Source organism: Pseudomonas sp. EA_105y_Pfl2_R69, from assembly GCF_963970915.1.
In the GTDB taxonomy this organism is placed as follows: Bacteria; Pseudomonadota; Gammaproteobacteria; order Pseudomonadales; family Pseudomonadaceae; genus Aquipseudomonas.
Window position 1 is genome coordinate 550,881 of sequence record NZ_CAXAOO010000004.1, and the last position, 25,268, is coordinate 576,148.

Annotated in this window: 25 protein-coding genes and 1 tRNA gene; 12 read left to right on the forward strand and 14 right to left on the reverse strand. The window is 60.7% G+C overall.

Annotated features, from left to right (window positions below; translation table 11 throughout):
- Positions 1-44 precede the first annotated feature (44 nt).
- The 10 genes from AACY13_RS14680 (at position 45) to AACY13_RS14725 (ending at position 7,822) form a co-directional block, all read left to right on the forward strand.
- Complete coding sequence (locus AACY13_RS14680; RefSeq protein WP_305593610.1) at positions 45-986, forward strand: ribose-phosphate pyrophosphokinase; 942 nt, start codon at positions 45-47, stop codon at positions 984-986.
- A 114-nt stretch (positions 987-1,100) separates the two neighbouring features.
- Positions 1,101-1,727 (forward strand): 50S ribosomal protein L25/general stress protein Ctc, encoded by a 627-nt coding sequence (locus AACY13_RS14685; protein WP_339462310.1) that lies wholly within the window; start codon positions 1,101-1,103, stop codon positions 1,725-1,727.
- 69 nt (positions 1,728-1,796) lie between these two features.
- The gene (gene pth, locus AACY13_RS14690; RefSeq protein ID WP_339462311.1) at positions 1,797-2,387 is read left to right on the forward strand and encodes an aminoacyl-tRNA hydrolase; all 591 of its coding nucleotides are present in this window, start codon (positions 1,797-1,799) and stop codon (positions 2,385-2,387) included.
- A gap of 33 nt (positions 2,388-2,420) precedes the next feature.
- The gene (gene ychF / locus AACY13_RS14695; protein WP_339462312.1) at positions 2,421-3,521 is read left to right on the forward strand and encodes a redox-regulated ATPase YchF; all 1,101 of its coding nucleotides are present in this window, start codon (positions 2,421-2,423) and stop codon (positions 3,519-3,521) included.
- Between the two features lie 78 nt (positions 3,522-3,599).
- Positions 3,600-3,676 (forward strand) — tRNA-Met (locus AACY13_RS14700).
- A 94-nt stretch (positions 3,677-3,770) separates the two neighbouring features.
- The gene (locus AACY13_RS14705) at positions 3,771-4,358 is read left to right on the forward strand and encodes a hypothetical protein (protein WP_339462313.1); all 588 of its coding nucleotides are present in this window, start codon (positions 3,771-3,773) and stop codon (positions 4,356-4,358) included.
- 1,194 nt (positions 4,359-5,552) lie between these two features.
- The gene (locus tag AACY13_RS14710; protein WP_339462314.1) at positions 5,553-6,290 is read left to right on the forward strand and encodes a hypothetical protein; all 738 of its coding nucleotides are present in this window, start codon (positions 5,553-5,555) and stop codon (positions 6,288-6,290) included.
- Positions 6,287-6,691, forward strand: a complete 405-nt coding sequence (locus AACY13_RS14715; RefSeq protein WP_339462315.1) for a hypothetical protein — start codon at positions 6,287-6,289, stop codon at positions 6,689-6,691. Before AACY13_RS14710 ends, AACY13_RS14715 begins: the two co-directional genes overlap by 4 nt.
- Before the next feature lie 376 nt (positions 6,692-7,067).
- Complete coding sequence (locus tag AACY13_RS14720) at positions 7,068-7,397, forward strand: hypothetical protein (RefSeq protein ID WP_339462316.1); 330 nt, start codon at positions 7,068-7,070, stop codon at positions 7,395-7,397.
- Positions 7,394-7,822 (forward strand): GTP pyrophosphokinase, encoded by a 429-nt coding sequence (locus AACY13_RS14725; RefSeq protein ID WP_339462317.1) that lies wholly within the window; start codon positions 7,394-7,396, stop codon positions 7,820-7,822. Before AACY13_RS14720 ends, AACY13_RS14725 begins: the two co-directional genes overlap by 4 nt.
- Before the next feature lie 96 nt (positions 7,823-7,918).
- On the opposite strand, the gene AACY13_RS14730 is transcribed toward AACY13_RS14725, so the two are convergent.
- The 3 genes from AACY13_RS14730 to AACY13_RS14740 form a co-directional block, all read right to left on the reverse strand.
- Positions 7,919-8,764 (reverse strand): DUF2971 domain-containing protein, encoded by an 846-nt coding sequence (locus tag AACY13_RS14730; RefSeq protein WP_339462318.1) that lies wholly within the window; start codon positions 8,762-8,764, stop codon positions 7,919-7,921.
- Between the two features lie 67 nt (positions 8,765-8,831).
- Complete coding sequence (locus AACY13_RS14735; protein ID WP_339462319.1) at positions 8,832-9,155, reverse strand: type II toxin-antitoxin system RelE family toxin; 324 nt, start codon at positions 9,153-9,155, stop codon at positions 8,832-8,834.
- Positions 9,115-9,393 carry a type II toxin-antitoxin system Phd/YefM family antitoxin gene (locus AACY13_RS14740; RefSeq protein ID WP_339462356.1) on the reverse strand — a complete coding sequence of 93 codons (279 nt, stop codon included), beginning with the start codon at positions 9,391-9,393 and terminating at the stop codon, positions 9,115-9,117. The genes AACY13_RS14735 and AACY13_RS14740 overlap by 41 nt, the downstream gene beginning before the upstream one ends.
- 558 nt (positions 9,394-9,951) lie before the next feature.
- On the opposite strand from AACY13_RS14740, the gene AACY13_RS14745 reads away from it, so the two are divergent.
- Positions 9,952-10,494: a DUF3087 domain-containing protein gene (locus AACY13_RS14745; RefSeq protein ID WP_339462320.1), complete on the forward strand. Its 543-nt coding sequence runs from the start codon at positions 9,952-9,954 to the stop codon at positions 10,492-10,494.
- Between the two features lie 107 nt (positions 10,495-10,601).
- Here AACY13_RS14745 and AACY13_RS14750 read toward each other — a convergent pair whose 3' ends face one another.
- The 11 genes from AACY13_RS14750 to AACY13_RS14800 all read right to left on the reverse strand — a co-directional run bounded on the left by AACY13_RS14750 (position 10,602) and on the right by AACY13_RS14800 (position 23,699).
- A complete protein-coding gene (locus AACY13_RS14750; protein ID WP_339462321.1) occupies positions 10,602-11,522 on the reverse strand; it encodes a DMT family transporter in 921 nt (306 codons plus the stop codon).
- A 3-nt stretch (positions 11,523-11,525) separates the two neighbouring features.
- On the reverse strand, positions 11,526-12,170 hold the full coding sequence (gene can / locus AACY13_RS14755) for a carbonate dehydratase (protein ID WP_339462322.1): 645 nt from the start codon (positions 12,168-12,170) through the stop codon (positions 11,526-11,528).
- Between the two features lie 128 nt (positions 12,171-12,298).
- Complete coding sequence (locus AACY13_RS14760) at positions 12,299-14,209, reverse strand: bifunctional metallophosphatase/5'-nucleotidase (protein ID WP_339462323.1); 1,911 nt, start codon at positions 14,207-14,209, stop codon at positions 12,299-12,301.
- Between the two features lie 374 nt (positions 14,210-14,583).
- Positions 14,584-15,036 (reverse strand): ribosomal protein S18-alanine N-acetyltransferase, encoded by a 453-nt coding sequence (gene rimI / locus AACY13_RS14765; protein WP_339462324.1) that lies wholly within the window; start codon positions 15,034-15,036, stop codon positions 14,584-14,586.
- A 67-nt stretch (positions 15,037-15,103) separates the two neighbouring features.
- Complete coding sequence (locus AACY13_RS14770; protein WP_339462325.1) at positions 15,104-15,913, reverse strand: energy transducer TonB; 810 nt, start codon at positions 15,911-15,913, stop codon at positions 15,104-15,106.
- Positions 15,910-17,457, reverse strand: coding sequence for a 2-isopropylmalate synthase (locus AACY13_RS14775; protein WP_339462326.1), 1,548 nt, complete (start codon positions 17,455-17,457; stop codon positions 15,910-15,912). Before AACY13_RS14775 ends, AACY13_RS14770 begins: the two co-directional genes overlap by 4 nt.
- Positions 17,458-17,808: 351 nt before the next feature.
- Positions 17,809-19,053: a saccharopine dehydrogenase family protein gene (locus tag AACY13_RS14780; RefSeq protein WP_339462327.1), complete on the reverse strand. Its 1,245-nt coding sequence runs from the start codon at positions 19,051-19,053 to the stop codon at positions 17,809-17,811.
- 30 nt (positions 19,054-19,083) lie between these two features.
- Positions 19,084-20,181, reverse strand: a complete 1,098-nt coding sequence (locus tag AACY13_RS14785; protein WP_339462328.1) for a carboxynorspermidine decarboxylase — start codon at positions 20,179-20,181, stop codon at positions 19,084-19,086.
- 340 nt (positions 20,182-20,521) lie between these two features.
- Complete coding sequence (locus tag AACY13_RS14790) at positions 20,522-21,022, reverse strand: hypothetical protein (protein WP_339462329.1); 501 nt, start codon at positions 21,020-21,022, stop codon at positions 20,522-20,524.
- A gap of 11 nt (positions 21,023-21,033) precedes the next feature.
- Positions 21,034-22,590: a hypothetical protein gene (locus AACY13_RS14795; protein ID WP_339462330.1), complete on the reverse strand. Its 1,557-nt coding sequence runs from the start codon at positions 22,588-22,590 to the stop codon at positions 21,034-21,036.
- Positions 22,591-22,592: 2 nt separating this feature from the next.
- The gene (locus AACY13_RS14800) at positions 22,593-23,699 is read right to left on the reverse strand and encodes a DUF6160 family protein (RefSeq protein ID WP_339462331.1); all 1,107 of its coding nucleotides are present in this window, start codon (positions 23,697-23,699) and stop codon (positions 22,593-22,595) included.
- Positions 23,700-23,969: 270 nt separating this feature from the next.
- Between AACY13_RS14800 and mksB the strand changes: the two genes are divergently transcribed.
- Positions 23,970-25,214, forward strand: a complete 1,245-nt coding sequence (gene mksB / locus AACY13_RS14805) for an Mks condensin complex protein MksB (protein ID WP_339462332.1) — start codon at positions 23,970-23,972, stop codon at positions 25,212-25,214.
- Positions 25,215-25,268 lie beyond the last annotated feature (54 nt).

Below are 25,268 nucleotides of genomic sequence, written 5' to 3' on the forward strand. Positions count from 1 at the left end.
TTCTATACTCATCCAGGTATACCCTCAGCCGGCAGGTACTGCGCGTGTCCAAGATGATGGTCTTTACGGGGAACGCCAACCCCGATCTGGCGCGACGTATCGTACGTCAGCTGCACATTCCCCTCGGTGATGCCTCGGTCGGTAAATTCTCCGACGGCGAGATCATGATTGAAATCAACGAAAACGTCCGCGGTAAAGACGTCTTCCTGATTCAACCGACGTGCGCGCCAACCAATGACAACCTGATGGAACTGGTAGTGATGGCCGACGCCTTCCGCCGCTCCTCAGCGACCCGAATTACTGCAGTCATCCCCTACTTTGGCTATGCCCGCCAGGATCGCCGTCCGCGCTCCGCCCGCGTGGCCATCAGCGCCAAAGTCGTGGCTGACATGCTCACCGTTGTAGGCATCGACCGTGTCCTCACCGTCGACCTGCACGCGGACCAGATCCAGGGCTTCTTCGATATCCCGGTAGATAACATCTACGGCTCCCCAGTACTGGTGGACGACATCGAAGACCAGCGCTTCGAAAACCTGATGATCGTTTCCCCGGATATCGGCGGCGTGGTACGTGCTCGTGCCGTGGCCAAATCCCTGGGTGTAGACCTGGCGATCATCGACAAGCGCCGCGAAAAGGCCAACCACTCCGAAGTGATGCACATCATCGGCGACGTTGAAGGCCGTACCTGCATCCTGGTCGACGACATGGTGGATACCGCCGGCACCCTGTGCCACGCGGCCAAAGCGCTGAAAGAACACGGTGCCTCCAAAGTCTTCGCCTACGCCACGCACGCCGTGCTGTCTGGCCGCGCGATCGAAAACATCGAAAATTCCGTACTCGACGAGCTGGTGGTGACCAACACCATCCCGCTGTCCGCCGCCGCGCAATCCTGTTCGCGTATTCGCCAACTGGATATCGCCCCGGTAGTGGCTGAAGCAGTCCGCCGCATCAGCAATGAAGAATCGATCAGCGCGATGTTCCGTTAATCCGGACAGCGCCCTGAACGCAAACGCCCTGCCCTGATGGCAAGGCTTTTCAACCAACCGTCCCGTCGCTGGTCGCAAGCGTAACGGACGGTTTGGTTATTTTGGAGAAGTGAAATGACTACTGAATTTGCCCTGAATGCCGAAGTGCGTTCCGACCTGGGGAAAGGTGCGAGCCGCCGCCTGCGTCGTAACGTCGCCATGGTGCCTGCCGTAATCTACGGTGGCGAGAAAGCCCCGCAATCGATCAGCCTGCTGGCCAAAGAACTGGCCAAGCTGCTGGAAAACGAAGCAGCCTACAGCCACGTGCTGAGCCTGAACGTCGCCGGCAGCAACGAAAGCGTTCTGATCAAAGCCCTGCAGCGTCACCCGGCCAAAGGCTACGTGATGCACGCCGACTTTATCCGCGTCATCGCCGGCCAGAAACTGACCGCCCTCGTACCGCTGCACTTCCTCAACCAGGAAACCTCGGTTGGCGTGAAGCAGCAAGGTGGCGAAGTCTCTCACACCCTGGCTGAAGTCGAAGTTTCCTGCCTGCCGAAAGACCTGCCGGAATTCATCGAAGTCGATATGGCTGCCGTTGAAATCGGCCAGATCGTCCACCTGGCCGACCTCAAGCTGCCGAAAGGCGTTGAGCTGGTTGCACTGGCTCACGGTAACGACCTGGCAGTGGCCAACATCCACGCTTCGCGCGTTGCCAAAGATGTTGATGTTGCAGCAGAAGGCGAAGGCGCTGCCGAGTAACCCTCGCACCGCCGGAAAACAGCCCAGACGCATTAGCGCCTGGGCTATTTCCACAAAAGGGCTCCTGACATGACTGCCGTACAACTGATCGTTGGCCTGGGTAACCCCGGCACCGAATACGACCAGACCCGGCATAATGCAGGGGCCCTTTTCGTTGAGCGGCTGGCCGACAGCCAGCGCATCAACCTGAGCCTCGACAAAAAGTATTTTGGCCTGACTGGCAAATTCAGCCATCAGGGCCGCGATGTTCGTCTGCTGATCCCCACCACCTTTATGAACCGCAGCGGTCAGTCCGTGGCGGCATTGGCGAATTTCTTCCGCATCCCGCCGGAAGCCATTCTGGTGGCCCACGACGAACTCGATATGCCCCCCGGCGTCGCCAAACTCAAACAGGGTGGCGGGCACGGTGGACATAACGGCCTGCGCGACATCATCGCCCAGCTCGGCAATCAGAACAGTTTTTACCGCCTGCGGCTTGGCATCGGCCATCCTGGGCACAGCAGCATGGTCTCCAACTTCGTCCTCGGCCGCGCCCCGCGCAGCGAGCAGGAGCTGCTGGACACCAGCATCGACTTCGCCCTGGGCGTCCTGCCGGAAATCCTCGCAGGCGACTGGAGCAAGGCCATGCACAAGCTGCACAGTCAGAAAGCCTCCTCTTAACTCTTCACCGCCATTTCGCGCGAGGGACACACCATGGGATTCAACTGCGGCATCGTCGGCCTGCCCAACGTCGGCAAGTCCACCCTGTTCAACGCCCTCACCAAATCCGGGATTGCGGCAGAGAACTTCCCCTTCTGCACCATCGAGCCCAACAGCGGCATCGTGCCGATGCCCGACCCGCGCCTGCAGGCCCTGGCAGAGATCGTCAAGCCGGAGCGGGTGCTGCCGACCACCATGGAGTTCGTCGATATCGCCGGCCTGGTCGAAGGTGCCTCCAAGGGTGAAGGCCTGGGCAACAAGTTCCTCGCCAACATCCGCGAGACCGACGCCATCGCCCACGTGGTGCGCTGCTTCCAGGACGACAACGTGATTCACGTCGCCAACAGCGTCGACCCCAAGCGCGATATCGAGATCATCGACCTCGAACTGATCTTCGCCGACCTCGACAGCTGCGAGAAGCAACTGCAGAAGACCACCCGCAACGCCAAGGGTGGCGACAAGGAAGCCGTGGCGCAGAAAGCCCTGCTGGAGAAGCTGATTCCGCACTTCAGCGAAGGCAAGCCGGCGCGCACCCTGATGAAGACCCTGGGTGACGACGAGAAGGCACTGGTACGCGGCTTCCACCTGCTCACCAGCAAGCCGGTGATGTATATCGCCAACGTCGCCGAGGACGGCTTCGAGAACAACCCGCTGCTCGACGTAGTACAGGCCATCGCCGACGCCGAAGGCGCGCCCGTGGTACCGGTGTGCAACAAGATCGAAGCGGAAATCGCCGAACTGGACGACGGCGAAGAAAAGGACATGTTCCTCGAAGCCCTGGGCCTGGAAGAACCCGGCCTCAACCGCGTGATCCGCGCCGGCTACGAGCTGCTCAACCTGCAGACCTACTTCACCGCCGGGGTCAAGGAAGTGCGCGCCTGGACCGTCAAGATCGGTGCCACCGCCCCGCAAGCGGCGGCCGTGATCCACACCGACTTCGAAAAAGGCTTTATCCGCGCCGAAGTCATCGCCTACAACGACTTCATCCAGTACAAGGGCGAAGCCGGCACCAAAGAGGCCGGCAAGTGGCGTCTGGAAGGCAAGGAGTACATCGTCAAGGACGGCGACGTCATGCATTTCCGCTTTAACGTGTAAGCGCTTGATCGCGCGCAGAAATTTTCTACTCAACAGGGTTGACAGCAACCCTCAAGACGCGAATAATGCGCGCCACTCGGCTACGTAGCTCAGCTGGTTAGAGCATAGCATTCATAATGCTGGGGTCCGGGGTTCAAGTCCCTGCGTAGCCACCAAACAAAACAAGGGTTTAGCGAAAGCTAAGCCCTTTTTTGTGCGCACTACAAAGTGGCTACAGCGTGCCCACCCATTCGAAAAGGCAGGATGCCCATGAAACGCCTAAAAACCCTCTTATTCGTGGCCGTATTGCTAGGAATCGGAAAGCTCCTATTCCCTGCACTTCCGCTGCATTACCAGCACGCCATTTCCGACTGGTATGCCCGCCTAGGCACCCCCACCTATGCAGAATCGCCGGACTATTTCTCTGCACGAGACCAAGCCGCAGTCATCAGCGAGAATGAGGCCCGTGGCCACAAGTTGAAATGCTATGGCAATCTGGGCCCTGCAGAACGCATTACCGCGCAAAATGACTATCTATGTTCGGCGAATATCAGCACGGCCTATGACAACATTCCGGCACGCCTGGTAACTTTCTTCTTCTCCAAGAACAAGCTAAGCAACGTACGCATCGAATTTGCGGCCGGAAGCTTTGACGTTCTAGATGATTACCTATCGAGAAAGCTTGCCGACTATCCACGCCTGGATCAGATGCCAGGTGCAAAATTCGGCACCGATCCATTCGGGAAGAAACTAGTCGTATGGCGAGTCAGGGACGGCCTAATAACTGCCGCCGCAGAAGATACGCCTGGACAGAACCCCGTAATACTGTGGAGCGGTTATAAATTCGGCAGCCTGTAAGAAGCGAATCCCCCGAATTCGACGCCCCAGGCCACCTGACCCGCCCTGTCACCCGGCGCACTGCGGCTACTTGAACCACGCCCCGGCAATGCCTTGCGCGATTGCGCGGCTTACGCTGACGAGTCCCCTCGCCCCTCGGGGGAGAGGGCCAGGGTGAGAGGTAGGCCATCAGCCCCACCCACCGCAAAGCCACCTGCAATCACCGGGAGCCCCGGGCTTACCGACAGAGACCTCCTTTATAGCTCCGCAGACGGATGACCACCGCCACGGGATAGACGCGAGCTCAAGAAGCCCGGGGAAACGGCCTCGAATTCTTTGTGACCCTCATCACAAAAAACGCCCAGACAACCCACTGCGCAAACTTTTGCGCATGGGACTTCGGCTAGCATCGCCGCTCGACACTCTCCACCTGGCTGCACACCAGCCATGACGCAACACACGGACGGAACCGTAAATAATGAGTGGCTACGTACCCAACGACCGCAGCGTAAAGCAGGAATCCCCACCCTCGCCCTACAACGGCAATTTCGACCAACAAGCCCCGCGCCCGCTGGAAGCACCCAGCCAGGTCAAATCCGAATGCCTGGTTGGCATGCGCTTTATCTGGGACAACGGCGAGCTTCTCGCAGCGAACACGCCCTACCTGCTGGCCCCCGACCAAGGTGCGGCCATCCAAGGCGGGCTGGATGCGCGGGGCGGCTTTATCCAAAGCCTGCAAGCCAGCTGCTACCAGGTGCAGTTACTGGCCAATAGCGACGTCGACAGCGCCGTTGCCAGCGCACGTGCAGAGCTGAAAGCGACGCTGGAGGCAATACTCAACGCCGAACACGCCGAAGCCGCCCAATTGCGTAGGGCTCAGGAACAGCGCAGCGCCCTCTCCAACTACCTGCATACCCGCTTCGCCTTCGGCAAAGGCTTCTTTCTCGGTGCCTGGGGCCTGCTCAAGTCGCTCAAGGAAATGGCCGACCTGGTAAGCCCCTATAACCACGCTTGGAATATGCTGAGCAGCGCCTGGAAGGCCAAGGTCTCCCCACAGGGAAGCTGGTACGACGATTTCCTGCAGAACTATTCACAGGCGCAACACCAGGAGCTGGTCGAAGCCCTGGGCTTCGACCCCAGCAATACAGCCGCGAGCAAATCGCCCAAGCCTACGAAGCCGCCTGCTTTATCCATGAGGACGGCCCGAGCAAACAAATGCTCAGCCGCTTCGCCGTGGATTACGCCAAAGCGCAAAACGTCGAGGAACTGGCCGAGTTCGGCGGCGGCGCGGTATTCGAACTGGTGCTGGCCGCACTGCTGGTGGTCTTCACCGGCGGCATCGGCCTCGCCGCCCGCGGTGCGGCCTCCGTACGCCATGCCGCCCTACTCAAGCGCCTGGGTAGCGCCCTGCAACGCCTGAGCGGAGCGCTGAAAAACGCGAAGATCAAGCTCAAAGGCCGCGCGCAAGGCAGAGGGACAAGTGCGCAGACGGTGGAGTTGCCGAGGCCGGAGGCGATACCTCGAGAATCGCTCGCAGTGCCTGTATTGCGGAGCTGGTCGCATCTGACCCTGAGTGATCGGCATTTCCCTCACCGGGTGACTATTCCCAAAAAGACCGGGAACACCATGTACACCGTGCCACCTGAGGTTGTGGCCAAGGACCTCGACGAAATTCATCGCATCGGTGAGCAAATTCGTACTGGCGAGTCCTTCAGCACATCGTCTGGAAGAACATTCGGCATTCATGATAATTCGCTCCATCCCATTAGCGGGCTAGGTACAGTCAATATCACATCGGCCGAGTACAACATCCTGGTTACAGCCAGAAAGAAGGGAATGGATAATGCCCGCAAGTCGTTGGACATGATGTCCCAGAAAGGTATTTTCACAGCAGAGCAAAAATCGAGAACATCTGAGCTTCTCGACCTAATGCAAGCCAGAGGTATCAAATGAGCGGCTCGGTAGATTTTTTCTTAAAAGATCGGATATCCGAAGACTCGGTAGTGGAGTTCTTCAATCGGCATATCGAGCAGGGTGTGGAATCGCTGGAATTTCCGAAGGCGGATGCCGCCTTGTTCCTGCAGTATTTTGAGTACGACTCTGGCTTTCACCAGTCCGCTGGTTTGGCCTGGGGCTTGAACGACTTCGCGCTGGACGATGTGGTCCTGGCCCAGCAATTGGCTAAAGCATTTTCTACCGAGGTGCTATTCGAGCCCCAGCGCCTGAACCTGCCGGCCGGAATGCAATGGTGCCTGGCGAGACCGGATGGCAGCCTACGCGCAGTCAATATCATTGAACTGAACGATGGCCTGGATGTGGCAGGTGATGCTGTGCTTATCGAGAGCGCAGGCTGACCCCGAGTTATGTGCAGTGACTCTCATTCTGCCGCTCGTCTAGCGAATGTCTTACACGCCCCGGCTCCGATACGCCCTGTTGCTACCCGGGCTCCAGGCCTAATCTGTGTCTATCAGCTGCTGCGCAGGACGCGCACAGGGATCACGGATGATCGACCATGGCCCGGATGGCTACCGACAGGATGTTGGAATGGTCTGAAAGAAACCCGCTTCGGCGGGTTTTTGTTGTGTGCGGTTTTTATGTAAGTGCGCCAGTCGATTAACGTATAACCATCAATGGCCTAACGGCCTTGGTCTAGCGGGATATCAAGGCTGCGGTGTTCGACCCTGTGCTGTTTGCCTTCCTCAACCGCACGCGCAACTAAGTGAACTGAACATGAATATAAATACTGAACACTTTGGGCTCTCAGTCGCCTCACTTGACGCAGACCTGATAGATCTAAATGCCCCTGAAGAGCTTGAAGATGCCGTGTATGTGGCCGCCGCCAATCTCTGCAAAAACCCCAATATAGACCTGCAAGACCTGACTGCCCTACTTAAGCAATCACTTGAGGGAACTGACAACAACGAATTCGCCTTACTGCTTACAAAAGCCACAAATGTAGACTGGCTGTATGATGAAGCAACGGAAGATTCAATGAGAGTAGTGACTGAAAAACTACTAGAGGGAATTGACTACTACGCCAAGGAACACGCACAGACATGAGCAACCTCGACAAAGCCATCGCCATAGCCTCTAAAGCGCATACAGGCCAAGTTGATAAAGCTGGCCGACCTTATATCTTGCATCCACTACGGCTTATGCTTAAATTTCGTAATGAAGACGAGATGATTGTAGCCGTAATGCATGATGTGGTTGAGGACAGCGATATATCTCTCAACGAGCTAAAGAACAGCGGCTTTTCAGAGGCCATCACACAAGCCATTGACTGTCTATCAAAAATAAATGGCGAGAGCTACGAAGACTTTATACTGCGCATAGCAAATAACACCCTAGCTAGAAAAGTAAAAATTGAAGATATCAAGGATAATTTAGACCTAACGAGAATCGAACATCTAGACACCAAAGACTTGGCGAGAGTCGAGAAATACCATCGCGCTTTGAGTCATTTGATTAAAGCAGCAGAGTGAAGACACGGTTTTCGCTGTAGGGCTCTAGATAAACCGTGGTCTGTCCCCGAATGTCCTTTTTCAATAAAACGCGGGACACGGCTGGCTTACTACTGACTAGTCCTCAGGACTGACATTCCAATACTCGGAATCAGGTTTCATATTTACAGATTCCAAGCACAAACCAGAACCTGAACGCCTCATCTGAAAATAGACCATTGGGACATCAGCCAAAATATTTCTTATCGTGGACTTACACTCTACAGAAGCCCTCATCCCAAATGAAATTGAGCATATCGCATCAGTCCCTATGCAAATCCCGCCATGAAGCTCTTTAATAAAGCGCCATTCCTCCTCATATTCCCAGTCGTTTGATTTAACTGACACTAAAGAATTGACGAACTGCATGTAAGCGTCCTTATCGGCATTGCAGCAACAGCTTGCATAGGCATCATAAACATTACACCTAATCTTTTCAGGCTTTAAATACGTAACCTTACGCAATATTTCTGCAAGTGAGTTTTTGGGGAATAACCTTTCCGTATAATAACCAATACAAACACCCTTATGATAATCACCGTAATGACTCCACATCGTGGTATTCATGCACTGGGAAGAAGCCGAAAAGACCCCAACCTCTCTCATAGCCTTCTCGACATGACCTTTAAATTCTACTACTTCTGCCTTGAACTCGTCAGAAAGAGAGTCACCGGTATAAAATTGACCAGATGTTTTACTAAAACAAACATATTTTCCAAGCCTAGTTGCAAGCTGCTGAAATGCATTCTCTAACTTTGACTCAAACTCAGCGCGAGCGGGGGCAATATCTTCAAGCACAAGCTGGCAATCAAAAGGATCGTTGAGATCCGCAGGTTTAGAAAACCAAACTGAACCGTTAATTAAACTCATCAAAAGATTAGCGTTAAACGCTCGATACTTATACAAAATCTCTGGATAACTCAACTGCGAAAACCTCGCACAACATATTTATATGGACGCACAGGAAGTGCTAATCCCTTGAGATTTAATATCAAGAAACTCGGTTAGATGCACTACCGTAGACTTTACCTCTTTCGCGCTTACCTACGGCAACAACTGTGACGATAAGCAGTTGATCTACGACGTCGTAAACAAGTCGATAACCAGCAGCACGTAGCTTGATCTTGTAGCAGTTGGGCATATCCCTGAGCTTGTCAGCCTCAACCCTGGGATTAACAAGGCGCTCCTTGAGCTTTTTGGCAAACTGCAGGCGAATGGTGCTGTCCAGCTTTCCCCACTCTTTCAAAGCTTGAGCGTTGAACTCCAGGGTGTACTTAGTCTTCTCCGGCTCCGCCGGCTTCTGCGATGAGGTCATCAATCTCTACTCGGACAGTAGGTTCACCACGCCGCGCACGGACGATTTCAGCCAGTCGCAGATCATCAATCAGTTCCAGCATGGCTTCGTAGCGTGCCGGAGGCACGGCGTAGAAGGCCGGTTCGTTTCGATTGAGGATCACAACGGTTTCGCCCGCACCCTCGCGGATGGTTCCCATAGGATCTCTTTTAAGGTCTGTCACCGACGCCGCAACGTCAGCCAGCACCGCGTATGTCATCGCCATATCCACCTGCTCTCGCTATTCGCGTTTCTATCTGGGCCTAAGCTAGTGTTTGTGGCCGAGCCGCCAGAACTGTCTGTATTGAGCTGATCTGGGCTGTTTGCTGTGGCCTAGCTATCTTGGTTAAGGACTTTTCTTCATAAGGTTAACTGTGCGAACACGGGGTTAAGCAGGCACAGACTAGCACCATAAAAAGCATCCTGAAAAGCACCATTATTAGATTATTTAGAAGCGCTCGCCCCACCAAGGAGAAGGTTAGGGGCCCAGGGCAACAATCCTGGCTCGAGAACCCTCTCCCCCAGCCCCTCTCCCGGAGGGCGAGGGGCGCAAACAGCGCCTGGCATTACAACGCGTAACGGGGACCTAGCCTTTTGTTTTCCGCGCAGGCCAAATGCTCATAGCACTCCCACCCAGCTCAACGCTCCACCACATGCAGCCCCGGGCGCACCCACTTTCCCTGCCGCCCACCAACCACAGAATCTCTTCGCTCGCCCGCACCCTGCCCGAAGGTGATAATGCGCCGCAGATAAGTGCCCTGCCCCACAGAGGAGTTCCATGGCCGTGCCGTTCGAGATCAAGCAGTTGAACCCTGAGGCCTACCGTCAGCAAACGCGGCGCAGCACGCTGATTCTGGTGCTGATTTTCCTGTCGCTGGCCATGCTGTTGGCCACCCTTGCCGTGCAGCTGTTCGGCACGCCCGGTGGTGATAATTTCCGTTGGAATCTGGGCGGTGTGATCGCCGGGCTGGTGTTGACCGTGGCGCTGGTGCGGCTGCAGTTCTGGCAGCAGCCCTGGATGGCGGCAGCGGTCTATGGCTGGCAGCTCAAGCGCCGACTGATGAGCATTACCAACCGCATGCACCATGTCAGCGCCGGTGTAGCGGCCCATGACCCGGCGGCGATGAAGTTGCTGCGCTTCTATCACCTTGGCCTGACCCAGATGCACCAGCTGGACGGCAACTCCAGCGCCCTGAGCCAGATAACCGCGGAGATCAATCGGCACCGGGAGGCCATGCAGGCCATGGGGCTGGATACCGAGAATCAGCAGATGGACCCCGCCTGGCTCGAGGCGGTTAAAAAGATCAAGGTCGCACAGTAGGCCGTCCGCAGAGCTATCCGGGCGCAACCTGAGAGGCGCAGCGCCGAACGTGCTCGATACCACCGGGGCGGAACACACAAGGCTCCGCAGCCTATCGGGCGCTCCTGTCAGCGTTGCCCGTTAAGCAGGCTGCGCGGCCGCAGCGTTCCCAGCAGCAATCCGGCGAAGATCAGCCCACCACCCAGCCAGTGGAACAGTTGCAGGCCCTCCCCCAATAGCAACCAGCCCAGCACGGCAGTAAAGACCGGCATCAAGTAATTGCTCAGGGCTGCCTTGGCTGCGCCGACCACCCGCACTCCGTGGTTCCAGGCCAGATAGGCGACCAACGAGGCAAACACGGCGGTGTAGCCGATGGCGGCCAGGTTGCTGACGCTCGCCTCAAACCGCGCGCCCTGAGCCAGCTCATAGAGGTAGAACGGCAGGATCAGCGGCACGCCGAGCAGCATCAGCACACCGAGCAGGGCCAGGGGCGGGATCGGCAACAGGAACTGCGCCCAACGCCGCAGCAGCAGCGAATACAGCGCCCAGTCGGCCACGGCCAGCAGCATGATCAGATCGCCCTGGTTGAATGCCAGGCCGGTGAGGCTGGCCCAGCGCCCCTGGCTGATCAGCACCAGCAAGCCCACGGCGGCCAGCCCCATGCCCCACCAGGCGCGGCGCTGGGGCCATTCGCCGAGCAGCAGGCCGGCCCCGATAAAGGTCATCAGCGGCAGGCAGGTGTTGACCAGGGTGATATTGATCGCCGCCGTGGTTTGCGCGGCGCTGTAGAGCAGGCTGTTATAGCCGGCGATGCCGAGGCCGGCGAGCACCAGCAAGCGCCAGCCGGCGTCTTTCAGTTGCTGGCGATGCCGCCACAAGGGGCCGGCCACGAAGGGCAGCAACAGCGTCAGGGCCAGGCACCAGCGCCAGAACGACAGGGCAAAGGGCGGAATTTCGCCGGCAAAGGCCCGAGCCACCAGAGCATTGCCGGACCAGCAGATGACCGCCAGGAGCAGCCCGGCGTAGGCGTAACGGCTGGAACTGCGCACGCCTCAGTTCTGCCCGAGGGGACGCAGGCGATATTGCGGCGGTAGCTGCTCGATGCCGCTGACGGCGACGTTGAGGTCCTTCCAGCGGCCATCCTTGATGCCGTAGATACAGCCGTGCACGGACAGCGGCTGACCCCGGTGCCAGGCGTTCTGCACGATGGTGGTGTGGCTGACGTTGGCCACCTGCTGGATCACATTGAGTTCGCACAGACGGTCGACCTGCTCCTCCTCGCTGGGCAGCTTCGCCAGGTGCTCGCGGTGCTCGTAATACAGGTCGCGGATGCTGCGTAGCCAGCCGTCGATCAGACCGAACTGAGTGTCCTGCATGGACGCGCGCACGCCGCCGCAGCCGTAATGACCGGTGACCAGGATATGTTTGACCTTGAGCACGTCGACCGCGTACTGGATCACCGACAGGCAGTTGAGGTCGGTATGCAGCACCACGTTAGCGACATTGCGGTGGACGAACAGATCGCCCGGCAGCAGGCCGACGATTTCGTTGGCCGGCACCCGCGCATCGGAACAGCCGATCCACAGGTACTCCGGCACTTGTTGCTTGGCCAGCTTGGCAAAGAACTCGGGATCTTCTTCATTGATCGCCTCGGCCCAGCGGGCGTTGTTGTCGAAGAGGTGCTGTAGATCGCTCATGGTTCACTCCCTGGTTCGTCGATGCGCACCATAGGAGCGCCACGGCCTTTTGACAAGCACACGCCGGCTGCAGTCACAGCCAGCCGCGCGGCAACAAGGCAGTGACGCGGTTACCGCAGGCGGCTGTTTCAGGCCCGCCGGCGACGCAGCAAGCAGAGACCCAGCAGCAGACCGGCACACAGCACGGCGCTGACGCCCCACTGCAGGGGGCCGGCATAGCGGTAGAGATCGGCCGGGCGCAGGCTCGCCTCACGCAGCATGCGCTGCTCGGCTGCGGCCCCGCTGGTGGGAATATCCGCCAGGCCATCGCCATCGATGTCCGGCAGGCTGCGGATATGGTCGAGCAGGCCCTGCCACTCCTTGTATTCCTGCACGCCCGGAGTCTCGGGGTCGGCATCGATGATCGCCGCCTTGAGCTCGCTCAGCGGCCTGCCCTGGGCATCCTTGGGCTGTACGCTGAGCAGGCCCTTGCTCAGGTCGCCGACCAGCCAGGTAAAGCTGCCGACATAGCTGGTCGCGCCGATGCTGTAGAGCCGCTGATCCGCCAGGTCGAGTGGCGTATAGCCTTTGAGCGGGTCGCCCAGCTCAATCCGGCTGATCCGGTCGAAGGGCACGCGCCAGGGGTTATAGCTGAAGCGCAGCCCCGAAACCCGTGGGTAATAGCTCTTGCTGTCGCGCATCTGATAGGCCAGTAGCAGCACCTCGAGCAGGCTCTTCAGCTCCCTGCCTGTGACATACACCTTGATCAGCGGATAACCCGGGGCGTCGTCCAGCTCGCCAACACCGAGCGGAGCGATGCGAAACAGGTCGGACACGCTCTGCACGCCATACCGGCCCTTGATCAGGTTGTCGCGAATGGTGCCGTTGCCGGTAAAGGACAGGTCGCTGCCCGTGGCCCGGCGCAAGGCATCGGTCACCAGGTTGGCGAGGATCGGGTCGTCGAAATCGCGGGTCAGGGTCTTGTCGACCTTGGCCAGCGCCTGGTCGAAGGCATAGCCCCGGGGAGCGAGCATGCGCGCGCTGACCACCTGCTTGAAGTCCTCGACCCGGGCGGTTATGGCGGCGTCCCCAGCAATCTGGTCGTCGATCGGGTGCAGTTGATAATCCACCAGCTGCGGAGTGCCCGCCTCATCCAGGCGCATGCGCAACTCGCCCAGGTGCTGGATTTCCGAGCCGGCCTGCATCACCGGCGTGCGCCCTCCCACCAGCAGCGGCTGGGCCAGGGCGGTGTGCGAGTGACCGCCGACGACGATGTCGATGCCCGGCACCTGCTCGACCAGCTCGACCTCTTCGCCGCGCCAGCTGCCATCGGCCTGCTGCACCACGCCCATGTGCGACAGCAGGATCACCACCTCGGCCCCCTCCTCACGCAGCTTGGCCACCATGCTCCGGGCCGTTGCCAGCGGATCGGCGAAGGTCACCGGTTTGATCATCGGGCTGACCGCCACGGCGTTGTTGCCGAGCAGACCGAACAGACCAAAGCGGATGCCGCCCCGGTCGATAAGCTTGTACGGCAGAATACGCCCGGCTTGATCGTGGGCCTGCAGGCTGTCGTCGGCCGTGCTCGTGGGGTCGAAGCGCAGGTTGCTCGACAGCAGCGCCAGTAGCGCCTCGCCCTTGGCCCGATGGGCGGCGCTGATCATCGCGGCCAGACCGGCCGGGCGGAAATCGAACTCGTGATTACCCAGGGTGGCGGCGTCATAACCCAGTTCGCTCATCAGGCGCAGCTCGCCGCCGGTTTCGCGGGTCACGGTATGGAACAGCGTGCCCATGCTGAAGTCGCCGCCATCGAGCAGCAACACGGCCTGCTCGCCGGCGGCGGCGCGGCGCTGCCGAAGCAAGGTGGCCAGGCGCGCGACACCGCCCCGGGTGTCGTCATCGCCGATGGTCGCAGGGGTGAATTCGTTGTTCGGGCCGAAGCCGAGCAGGCGCGATTGCCAGTCGTTGGTGTGCAGAATGGTAAAACTGCGCTCGGCGCTGCAGACCTGGGCAGCGACCAGCAGGCAACACGCCGCGAACAACGGGCGAAGCAATCCCATGGAAGATCCTTAAAGACAAGTGAGCCGGCACAACCGTCCCGGCGAGCGGTGCCGGCCAGTATGCGACAGGCCGCGCCCGGCGACAGCGGCGAATGGTGCCGCCCCTTGTAGCCAATCGAGTCAAGACTTGGGCGGACACCAATAGTCTGGCGCTTTGCGCGGAAGAGGCCGACGCAACTCGTCCGTAGGATGGTGCGGGCCGCGTAGGATGAGCGCAGCGATACCCATCAAGCGGTTTATGCCTGACCCCGCTCGCAGGGCGAGTATCGATGATGGGTTACGGCGCATGTGCTCTGCTGGCAGCAGGCCAACTGGCGTGCGCCTAACCCACCCTAGAGAGGCCGTTTAACCGCAGATTGATTTGTGTCGCGAGACTAATCGAACAGCGGGCAGACCATCACCAGGGCATCCTCGCGGCCGCCCACGGCCGGGTAGTAGTCGCGGCGCCGACCGACTTCGTTGAAGCCGTAGCGTTCGTACAGACGGTAGGCCCCCTGGTTGCTCGCGCGCACTTCCAGAAAGCAGTCGTTGGCCCCCTGGGCCTGGGCTTGCTGCATCAGGTGTTCGAGCAGTTTCAGGCCCAGGCCGCGGCCCTGACTTTCCGCCTTGACGGTGATATTGAGCAGGTGCGCCTCGTCGATGATCACCTGGATCACCCCGTGACCGACCTGCTGCTCACCTTCGAACATCACCCAGCAGCTGTAGGTGGTCAGGCTGTCGGTAAAGATGCCGCGGGTCCAGGGATGGCTGAAGGCGGCGTATTCGATCTTCAGTACGGTGTCGATATCCGCCGCGGTCATCGGGCGAAAGCTGATTGCATCACTCATTCAGGTTGACTCGGCAAGCGGTAGAAACCTCGGCACTCAGACCGGGACAAGGCGCGGCGGGGTGTATTCACGAATCAGCCAACCAGCGTGACCTGACGCGACGCATGGCCTGCCATAGCTCGCGCTTGCGTTCGGGTTCATCCATCAGCAACTCCAGGCCCGGCAGGGCCCAGGCCGCGCCCAGCCCCTCGACCTGCAACTCACGGTTATAGGCCTCGACATCGGCCTCACCGGCAAAGCGAATAGCCGGCAGACCCACCAGCCACAGGCAACTGCAGGGCTCCTGTTCTTCCAGGCGCGCACCGACAAAGCTCTGCACATACTCCAGCGCCGCCTGCGGCCCCTGGTCGATCTGCCCGCGCACCAGCAGCGGCCAGCGCACCGGCTCGCCGATCAGTTGCGGACTGTCCGGCAGGCCGGCGGCGCGCAGCAGGTCCTTGAGCAGCAGGTAGGCCGGGTCGCGCCCTTGCAGCGGCTCGCCGGTGGGCAATTCGACCAGCACGGCGCAGGCACCGGCGCGCAGCAGTTGCAGGGCGAAGCGCGGCGGTGGTGGGGCCATGACCTTGGCCGGCGCTGCGGCTTCATCCTCGGCAGCGGCCAGCGGCTTGGCGTGGCGCGAGACGACCGTGGGCCGCGGTACTTCGATCTTCGCCCGCGGCTCGGTCTGGGCCGGCGGCTGCGGCGCAGCCTCAGCAGCCGGCGCGGCCTCGGCAACCACCGCCTCGACGGCTGGCAGCTGGGGTTCCAGCTCAGGCTCGGCAGGCGGGTTCAGCAGCTCCGGCCGCGAGGGCGCAGCAAAGGGCAGCTCCACCCGCGGCAGCCAACTGGCCACCTGCATGGCGCTCAGATAGGCACGTCGGCGCAGTTCCGTGATCAAACGTCAGCCACCTGCGGATGGGCCTTGTGCCCGGCCTGCATCAGGTTCAGGGCATTGATATAGGCCTTGGCCGAGGCCACCAGAATATCGGTATCGGCCCCGTTGCCGTTGACGATGCGCCCGCCCTTCTCCAGGCGCACCGTGACCTCGCCCTGGGAGTCGGTGCCCTTGGTGATGGCGTTGACCGAGTACAGCAGCAGGCTGGCATCCGAGGCGGCAATCGACTCGATGGCCTTGAAGGTGGCGTCCACCGGGCCGGAGCCCTGGGCGCTGGCGGCCTGCTCGCGGCCATCAACGCTGAGCACCAGCTGCGCCTGCGGCACCTCGCCGGTCTTGCTCGCCACTTCCAGGGTGAGCAGCTTGAAATGCTCCGGGGCTTCCTCGGCCAGGGTGTCGGAGACCAGCGCCTGCAGGTCCTCGTCGAAGATTTCATGCTTCTTGTCGGCCAGCTCCTTGAAGCGGGCAAAGGCCGCGTTCAGCTCGCTTTCCCCGGCCAGCTGAATGCCCAGCTCGTCGAGGCGCGAACGGAAGGCATTGCGCCCGGACAACTTGCCCAGCGACAGCTTGTTGGTATGCCAGCCGACCGACTGCGCGGACATGATCTCGTAGGTTTCGCGGTGCTTGAGCACGCCGTCCTGGTGAATGCCGGATTCGTGGGCGAAGGCGTTGGCCCCGACTATGGCCTTGTTCGGCTGCACCGGGAAACCGGTGATGCCGGAGACCAGGCGCGAGGTGCTGAGAATATGCGGGGTGTCGATGCGGGTGTGCACGCCGAGCAGATCTGCGCGGGTCTTGATCGCCATGACGATCTCTTCCAGCGCGGCGTTACCGGCACGCTCGCCAAGACCGTTGATGGTGCACTCAACCTGACGCGCGCCGGCGACCACGGCGGCCAGGGAGTTGGCCACGGCCAGGCCCAGATCGTTATGGCAATGCACCGAGAACACCGCCTTGTCGGCGTTGGGAACTCGGTTAAGCAGCTGACGGATGGTGTCGGCGTACTGGTGCGGAATCGCATAGCCGACGGTGTCGGGAATATTGATGGTGCGCGCGCCGGCGTCGATCGCCGCCTCGATAATGCGGCAGAGGAAATCGATCTCGGAGCGGCCGGCGTCTTCACAGGAGAATTCGACGTCACTGCAAAGGTTGCGCGCGCGCTTGACCGCTTTCACCGCCTGCTCGACGACCTGATCCGGCTGCATGCGCAACTTGTGCTGCATATGGATCGGGCTGGTGGCGATAAAGGTATGGATACGCCCGGAGTTGGCCCCTTTCAGCGCCTCGGCGGCGCGGTCGATATCGGCATCCAGCGCCCGCGACAGGCTGCACACGGTGCTGTCCTTGATGGTATCGGCAATCGCCTTGACCGCGGCGAAGTCCCCTGGGCTGGCGATGGCGAAACCGGCTTCGATGACATCGACCTTGAGGCGTTCCAGGGCCTTGGCAATGCGCAGCTTCTCTTCGCCGGTCATGGAGGCACCGGGGCTCTGCTCGCCGTCACGCAGGGTGGTATCGAAAATAATGACGCGGTCGTTGCTGCTCATGCTGGGTTCCTCACGGATGCGCAAAAGCACAGGCCCGACGTGGGGACCTATGTCGATAAGCCGTGATTGTCGCGTGAAACGCCGCGGGCGGGAAGCGCGACGCATACCAATGCCACGCCGCGGCTAAAGCCACTCCCACGCCCCAGAAAGCAAAACGCCCGCCAAATGGCGGGCGTTTTGTTTGGATAGCACCATAACCGCTGATGGGTATCGCTTCGCTCAACCCATCCTACGGTCTGATTGAGCGAGCTAGAGTCCTGCAAGGCAAAAACAGGCGAAGAAGCGGAGTGTACTTTTGTACATGAGCATTCTGAGCCTGTTTTTAACGCAGCAGGGCCGACGCGCAGCCAATCAGAGGGCCTGATCCCAGGGACGGTCGCCGTTGGCGTCCTTAATCCGGGTCGGCAGGCCCATCTGGTCCAGCAGCTTGAGGAACGGCTCGGCCGGCAGCTGTTCGACGTTGGCCATGCGCGCGACGTCCCAATCGCCACGGGCCACCAGCAGAGCAGCGGCGACCGGCGGCACGCCTGCGGTGTAGGAGATGCCCTGGCTGTCGGTCTCGGCGTAGGCGTCGGCATGGTCGGCGACGTTGTAGATAAACACCTCGGCCGGCTTGCCGTCCTTAGTGCCCTTGACCAGGTCGCCGATGCAGGTCTTGCCGCTGTAGCCCGGGGCCAACGAGGCCGGATCCGGCAGCACGGCCTTGACCACTTTCAGCGGCACCACTTCGAGGCCTTCGGCGGTTTTCACCGGTTGCTCGGAGAGCAGGCCGAGGTTCTTCAGCACGGTGAACACATTGATGTAGTGCTCGCCGAAGCTCATCCAGAAGCGCACGTTGGGCACGTTCAGGTGCTTGGACAGGGAATGCACTTCGTCATGCCCGGTCAGGTACAGATTCTGCTCGCCAACCACCGGCAGGTCGTCGGTGCGTTTGACTTCAAACATGGAATTGCTGGTCCACTGGCTGTTCTGCCAGCTCCAGACTTGTCCAGTGAACTCGCGGAAATTGATTTCCGGATCGAAATTGGTGGCGAAGTACTTGCCGTGGGAACCGGCGTTGACGTCGAGGATGTCGATCGACTCGATGCTGTCGAAGTACTGCTGTTGCGCCAATGCGGCGTAGGCATTGACCACGCCCGGGTCGAAACCGACGCCGAGGATGGCGGTCACGCCTTTTTCCTGGCATTCGGCCAGTTGTTTCCACTCGTAGTTGCCGTACCAAGGTGGCGTTTCGCAGACCTTGCCCGGTTCTTCATGAATGGCGGTATCGAGGTAGGCCACGCCGGTATCCATGCAGGCGCGCAGCACCGACATATTGAGGAAGGCCGAACCCACATTGATGACGATCTGCGATTCGGTGTCGCGGATCAGCGCCTTGGTTGCTTCAATATCCAGCGCGTTCAGGGCGTAAGCCTGAATCTCGGCCGGCTGCTTCAAGCTGCCCTTGGCCTTTACGCTGTCGATGATGGCCTGGCATTTGGAGATGTTGCGCGACGCGATGGCAATCCGACCGAGTTCGTCGTTGTGCTGCGCGCACTTGTGGGCCACCACCTTGGCGACACCTCCTGCACCAATGATCAGAACATTCTTCTTCAATTTCTGTGTACCTCCTTTAACCGCCCGCCTTCAGGAAAGACTGGACAGGTAATCATCAAAGCCAAACTCACGAACCACCTCGACGCTGCCGTCGAGCTGCTTCACCACGATGGACGGCATTTTCAGGCCGTTGAACCAGTTCTTCTTGACCATGGTGTAACCCGCTGCGTCGATAAACGACAGACGATCGCCGATGGCCAGCGGACGATCGAATTGGTACTCGCCGAAGATGTCGCCTGCCAGGCAGGATTTGCCGCACACCATGTAGGTATGCTCGCCGTTGCAGGGGTCCATCTTGGCGTTGAGCCGGTAGATCAACAGGTCGAGCATATGCGCCTCGATGGAGCTGTCTACCACGGCCAGATGCTTGCCGTTGTACAGGGTGTCGAGCACCGTGACTTCCAGGGAGGAACTCAGGGTGATGGCTGCCTCGCCGGGCTCCAGATAGACCTGCACGCCGTATTTCTCGGAGAAGGCCTTGAGCCGTGCGCAGAACTGATCCAGCGGATAGTCGTCGCCGGTGAAGTGAATGCCGCCGCCGAGGCTGACCCACTCGACCTGCTCGAGCAGATGACCGAAGCGTTCCTCGATGGTGCTGAGCATCTGGTCGAACAGCTCGAAGCTGGCGTTCTCGCAGTTGTTGTGGAACATAAAGCCGGAGATCTTATCCATCACCGTGACGATCTTTTCCGGGTCCCACTCACCGAGGCGGCTGAACGGGCGCGCCGGGTCGGCCAGCAGGTAATCGGAGCTGCTCACCTGCGGGTTGACGCGCAGACCGCGCACCTTGCCGGCGGAAGCGTCGGCGAAGCGCTCGAGCTGGCCGATCGAGTTGAAGATGATCTTGTCGCAGTTGGCGAGCATCTCCTCGATCTCGTCGTCGGCCCAGGCCACGCTGTAGGCATGAGTCTCGCCGGCGAACTTCTGCCGGCCGAGCTTGAGCTCGTACAGCGACGAGGAGGTGGTGCCGTCCATATACTGCTGCATCAGGTCGAACACCGACCAGGTGGCGAAGCATTTGAGCGCCAGCAGGGCCTTGGCACCGGAGTGCTCGCGCACATAGGCGATCTTCTCCAGGTTAACCAAGAGCTTCTGCTTGTCGATGAGGTAGTACGGCGTCTTGATCATCTGCGTGTCTATGCCCCGAGTGCTATGCAAGGTCGGCCGGCAGGAAATCGACAGAGCCGACCCCCTCCCCAAAAAAGTGGAGGCGAATTGTGCCGATAACCGACGCATATCGAAAGAGCAATGGGGATATTTCGTCGATCAGACGACCGCTGGTGACGCTTTATCGCATAGCCGGTCGAGTATCGCGGCAACAGGCCCGGCGACAGTATGCCTGCCAGGATGGCTGACAAGCATGGCACAACGATGACAGGCGGGTAACCGCCAGGTAGCGCAGCAATGGACCCGGGTCGCCAGCTGGCTGCGGTTCAGGCCTGCGCCGCCGGTCTCGGCGCAGGGCCGCTCAGGGCGCGGCGAACAGGTAGAGATTGCCGTTCATGCGCACATCGCCATTGACCCGATAGGTCAGCAGATCGGTCTGCTGGAAGCCCGCCCCACCGGACGCGGCGCTATTGGAGCCGGCCAGGGTAAAGCGGGCATTGCTGAAGCTCGCATCGGTCAGCCCCAGGCGCATGGCCGAAGAATTGAAGGCCGCGCCATCACCGTCGTAACCGCTGTCGATGGTGACGATATCGAAACTCAGCCCCTCGAAGCTGAAGGTGCCCTGGATATTGTCCAGCACGATAAAACCACTGCTGTTGGCCGGCTGTATCGCCACCCGCGTGCCACACCCACCCGGGCAACGGGTCTGCGCGGGGTTCGCGGCAAAATTCAGGCTGGCGCTGATACTCATCCCCGCCTGCCCGCTTATCTCCTGCAACTCATCCTCGGCCAACGGCCGCAACTCGGCCAGCACGGGCCCCGCCATCAATAGCAGGGCAAACCCCAGGTAGGTGTTGCGCATGCTGAATCTCCTCATCGCGGCAGGTTCACGGTGCGCATATCCAGATAATCCACGCGCATACCGCGCACGACTTGCGAACCCAGATTGACACCGCCCAGGCTCAGGTTACCGATGCTGACATTGCTCTTCGGCACCTGCTGGTAGAAGGCCTGGTGGTTGTTCCAGGTGACGCTGGGCAGGGACAGGCGCAGCTCGCCGCCGGCCAGCACCGACAGGTTCAGCGGCTGCAGGCTGGCCTGGCCGAGGTTGATATCGAAATACAGGTTCTTGGCCACGGCACGATTGGCATCGGTGCAGACGCGACAGCCGCCGACGACCAGCTTGTCGGCATACATCTGCAGGCTGGCCTCGCCCTGCAGACCGGTGCTGTCGCCCCACAGGTTGAGGTAGGCCCCGTTAAGGGTGAAGCCCTCCAGGTGAATGGAAAAGAAATCGCTGCGGGTGGTGGTGGCACCTTTGATGATATTGCCGTTGCCGTCCTTGCTGTAGGCGGTACTGGGCAGGCTGAAGGTGGCTTCGACACCGACATCCAGGCCCTTGAAGCGGGTGCCGCCGTTCTGCAGGGTGGTCGCCACCAGGACCACCGAGGTGCGGTTGTCCTTGGTCTTCTGGATACGCCCGACCACACAGGTCGGTGCCTCGGCGGTGGGCACCCCGCACAGGCCGGAGAACTCGTCGAAATCGGTGGCCCGCTGGTTAAGGCTGTAGCCGTGACGCTGGGTATTCCAGGCCTCGCCCAGGGCTTTCTGCGCGGCAGCAAGCTCATCGAGCTGGGTCTGATAGCTATCGACCGAGGCGTTATAGGCGTTCGCCGCCGAGTTGATGCAGGCGCAGCCGTATTTCTCACCGAATGCCGGCTTCGAAAAGAACAGGTCGGCGGTTGCTGGAGCCGCGGCATAACGGGTTTGCATGGTGCTGTAGGCACCTTGAACATCGGCGGTTTCCGTGGCGACCTGGGTCCGGCGCTGCTCGACCAGCAGCATGTCCTGGTCGATGCCGCTCTTCAGGGTCAGGAAGCCGACGCTCTGATAACGCGCCAGAAGCGCATTGCGGGTCGCCTCCAGGGCCCCCAGTTCGCTGCCGATGGCCGCCTGGGCCAGGGTCGGATCGGTGCAGCCGGCCTCGCCGTACAGGCAACCCTGATAGTAGGACCACAGACCGTACTGGCGGGTATTGTTGAGCGGATCGTCCCAGGTCGGCGTGGTCAGCTGCAGGGCCTGGGTGCCGCTCGGCAGGGTCGGCGCGGCAGCCCCACTGACCACCTTCAGGGTAAAGGGGTGTAGCGGCGTGCCCACTTGCGCCGGGGCGTCCAGCGCCCCACGCTGGCTGCCGTCGCCCTTGATATAGGCCCGCTCGAGGTCGACGGTCAGGGCATTGCCCTGGCTATCCTTGAGCCCGCTCACCTGCGCGCTGGCACTGCCCTGGTCGTAGTAGAAGTTGTCCAGAAAGAAGCCGACCCCGGCCCCGCTGACTTCGCCCAATTCGCGATCGTCCAGGGCCTCCATGGCTGTGCTCAGCCCTGGCAGAGCCAGCAAGGCAAACAGCGCTCCCCACAGATGACTGTTCATGATCAGCAGCCCTTGGCCAGGCCGCCGACACAGGTCGGTACGCGCGCGGCACCGTTGAGGGCCTCGTACAGCGACACGACAAAGGGATAGAGGGCATTCGCGCCCTCGCCCGACTTGGCAAAGTTGGCAAAGGCCCCGGCCTGGGTCGCGACGAACTTGTTATTCGCCGAGGCCAGATCCTGCCAGGGTACGTTCTGGTTCTGCAGGGAAAAGAACACGCCCCGGGCACCGCCGATGTCGAGATTGGCCTGGGTGCGGTCGCCGACGAAAATGCTCTTGTAGTTGAGCAGGGGGAAGCAGGCGGGCAGGCCCGAGGCGGTACAGTCGCCGTTGTTGCTGGCAATCGCCGGTAGCAGGGGCTCGAGCAGAGCGTTGTCGGTATGGAAGGACGCGCCCTTGGGTACGCCGATATGGGTCGCCCGGTTGATCGGCTGACCGTTGATCGTGGTTTCACCGGTGCCGTTCTTGACCAGCTGGATATCGCTGAAAATCTCGGAATTGCCGGCCAGGCTGAGCGCCAGGCAGTTGAAATTGAAGGTGCAGGTAAAGGCGTTGAGGTTGTTCTGCTGCATATAGAACTCACGGGCGGTCGACGCCGAGCCGGTGACCAGGCCCTGCATATTGCCGGTCAGCGAGTGAATATCGCCGGACAGATCGCCCCGGGCGCGGCCGAATCCCAGGCGGATGCCCGCCACCTCGCGGATGCCCTGGCCGTTGACCTTGAAGGCAAATTCCAGGTAGGGATCGCGCACCTGAAACGGCACCACGGTGGCGCTGCTGGAGTTGGCGTTATCCACACGGCCCAGGGCGAAATTATCGATGCGGATATCCGCAGGCTGATTGGACACGGTGTTCGGCTGGTTGCGCGAATAGTTACCCAGGCGCAGTTCGTCGATATTGGTCAGCAGGTCGATCTCGGCACCCAGGTTGACCCGGGTGTACTCGAAACCGCCGTAGGTCAGGCCGTCGAGGGTAACCAATGCCTGGCCGGTGATCTCGGCCAGCTCGCTGTCCGCCATGGGCCTCAGTTCGGCCTGGGCCGCGCAGGCGAACAGGCTGCTGCAGAGCAGGGTCAGTACGGACTTGAGCGGATGGCAGGTCGGACGCATGACGAGTTCCTTATTCTTATGGCAGCGGCGTCCAGCGGACACCAGCCCTTGATAGCCACTATAAAAAGCCCACCTACAGAGCGGGCCGACCCATAGTCGAGAAAACCCGGGGAAATCGTCCTGCGGCCAGCCCTGGCCTGTTACCCATCGTCACACCGACGGTTACAGGCGACGTAGCAAGGCGACAGACGATGACTGACACTCAAGCCTTGCCCGCACCATGCAGTACAATCGGCGTTTTTGCAAAATGCCCGCGGAGCGGATGCCCCGATGATTGATCCCAAGCGCGTACTGCGCGCCCTTGCCGAACACTGGACGTTGCTGGAGCCGCTGTGCGAGCGCTTCGATGCCGGCACCCTGAGCCTGATGGAGCTGCGCAAGCAGCTGGCCGCCCAGTTGCCCGAAGGCACGCCAACCGATGTCACCGCCCTGCTCGACCAGTGGATCCGCCTGGATATCCTGGTGCCGGTGGCCAAGAGCCCCAATCGCTTCGAGCTGAATGCGCAGATCCACGACTTCCTCGCCTACCTGCGTCGCGAGCACCGCCTAGGCCTGTGCCTGGAAATCGAAGCCTACCTGCGCCACCTGGAGCGCCTGGCCGGCTATATCAAGGACGCCTTCGAGGTCCGTGACGCCGCCGACCTGGCCCGTCAGCTGCGTTTGCTCGATATGCGCGTGCGCGACGTCTTGAAGAAGCTGGCCAACGACGAACAAGCCCTGGTCGCCGTGGCCGAACGGGCCAAGACCAGCGACCGGCAGATTCCCCTGCGTCAGCGCTACGCCGAGGTGCTGGCCACCTGGGACGAGTACGTCGAGCCGATGATCCAGCTGGTCGCCGCCGACGGTGCCTTCGAGCAGGGCGTCTACCGCGTCGAACATGTGCTGCTGCGCCTGCTCGGCGAGCAGCAACGCCTCGGCCAGCTGGTCGACGACGACCTGCTGCTGCGCACCCACGCGCGCATCCTGGAAATGCAGACCACCGCCCAGCTAACCCTGCGCCGCGCCCGCGAGCTGCTGCTGCCGCTGCGTGAAGAAGCCCGCCGGCATAACGCCGTGACCCGTGGTGCAGCCCTGGCCCTGGCGGCGATCCGCAAGAAGGGCCTGGACGCCGTGCCGCAGGCCTCGATGCCGCTGTTCAGCCGCCCGCAAAGTACCTTTCTCGGCACCGCGTCGCAGGTCGAGGCCTACGTCTATGCCCTGGCCCGTTTCGAGCCCAAGCCCGCCCAGTTCCCCAAGGCCCACAGCAGCCGCAAGGGCGAAGCACCGCGCGCGCCCCGCACCGCCCGGGAGATGATCGAGCGCTGCGAGCAGGCCCTGCCGCTGCCGGACCTGATGGTCTGGCTGCTGGAGCAGGAGCCCGAAGGCGCTACCGACGAATTGCTCTACTGGTTCTCGCGCCTGTCCCGCGATGGCCGCTTCCAGCGCGAGCGCCTGGAGCGCCGCGACTACCTCACCCGCGAGCATCAGGTCAGCCTGAGTTCCTTCGCCTTGCTCAGATCACCAGCTGGCCCGTAGGGTGCGCCGTGCGCACCACCCACGAACCCGCGGTGCGCACGGCGCACCCTATGC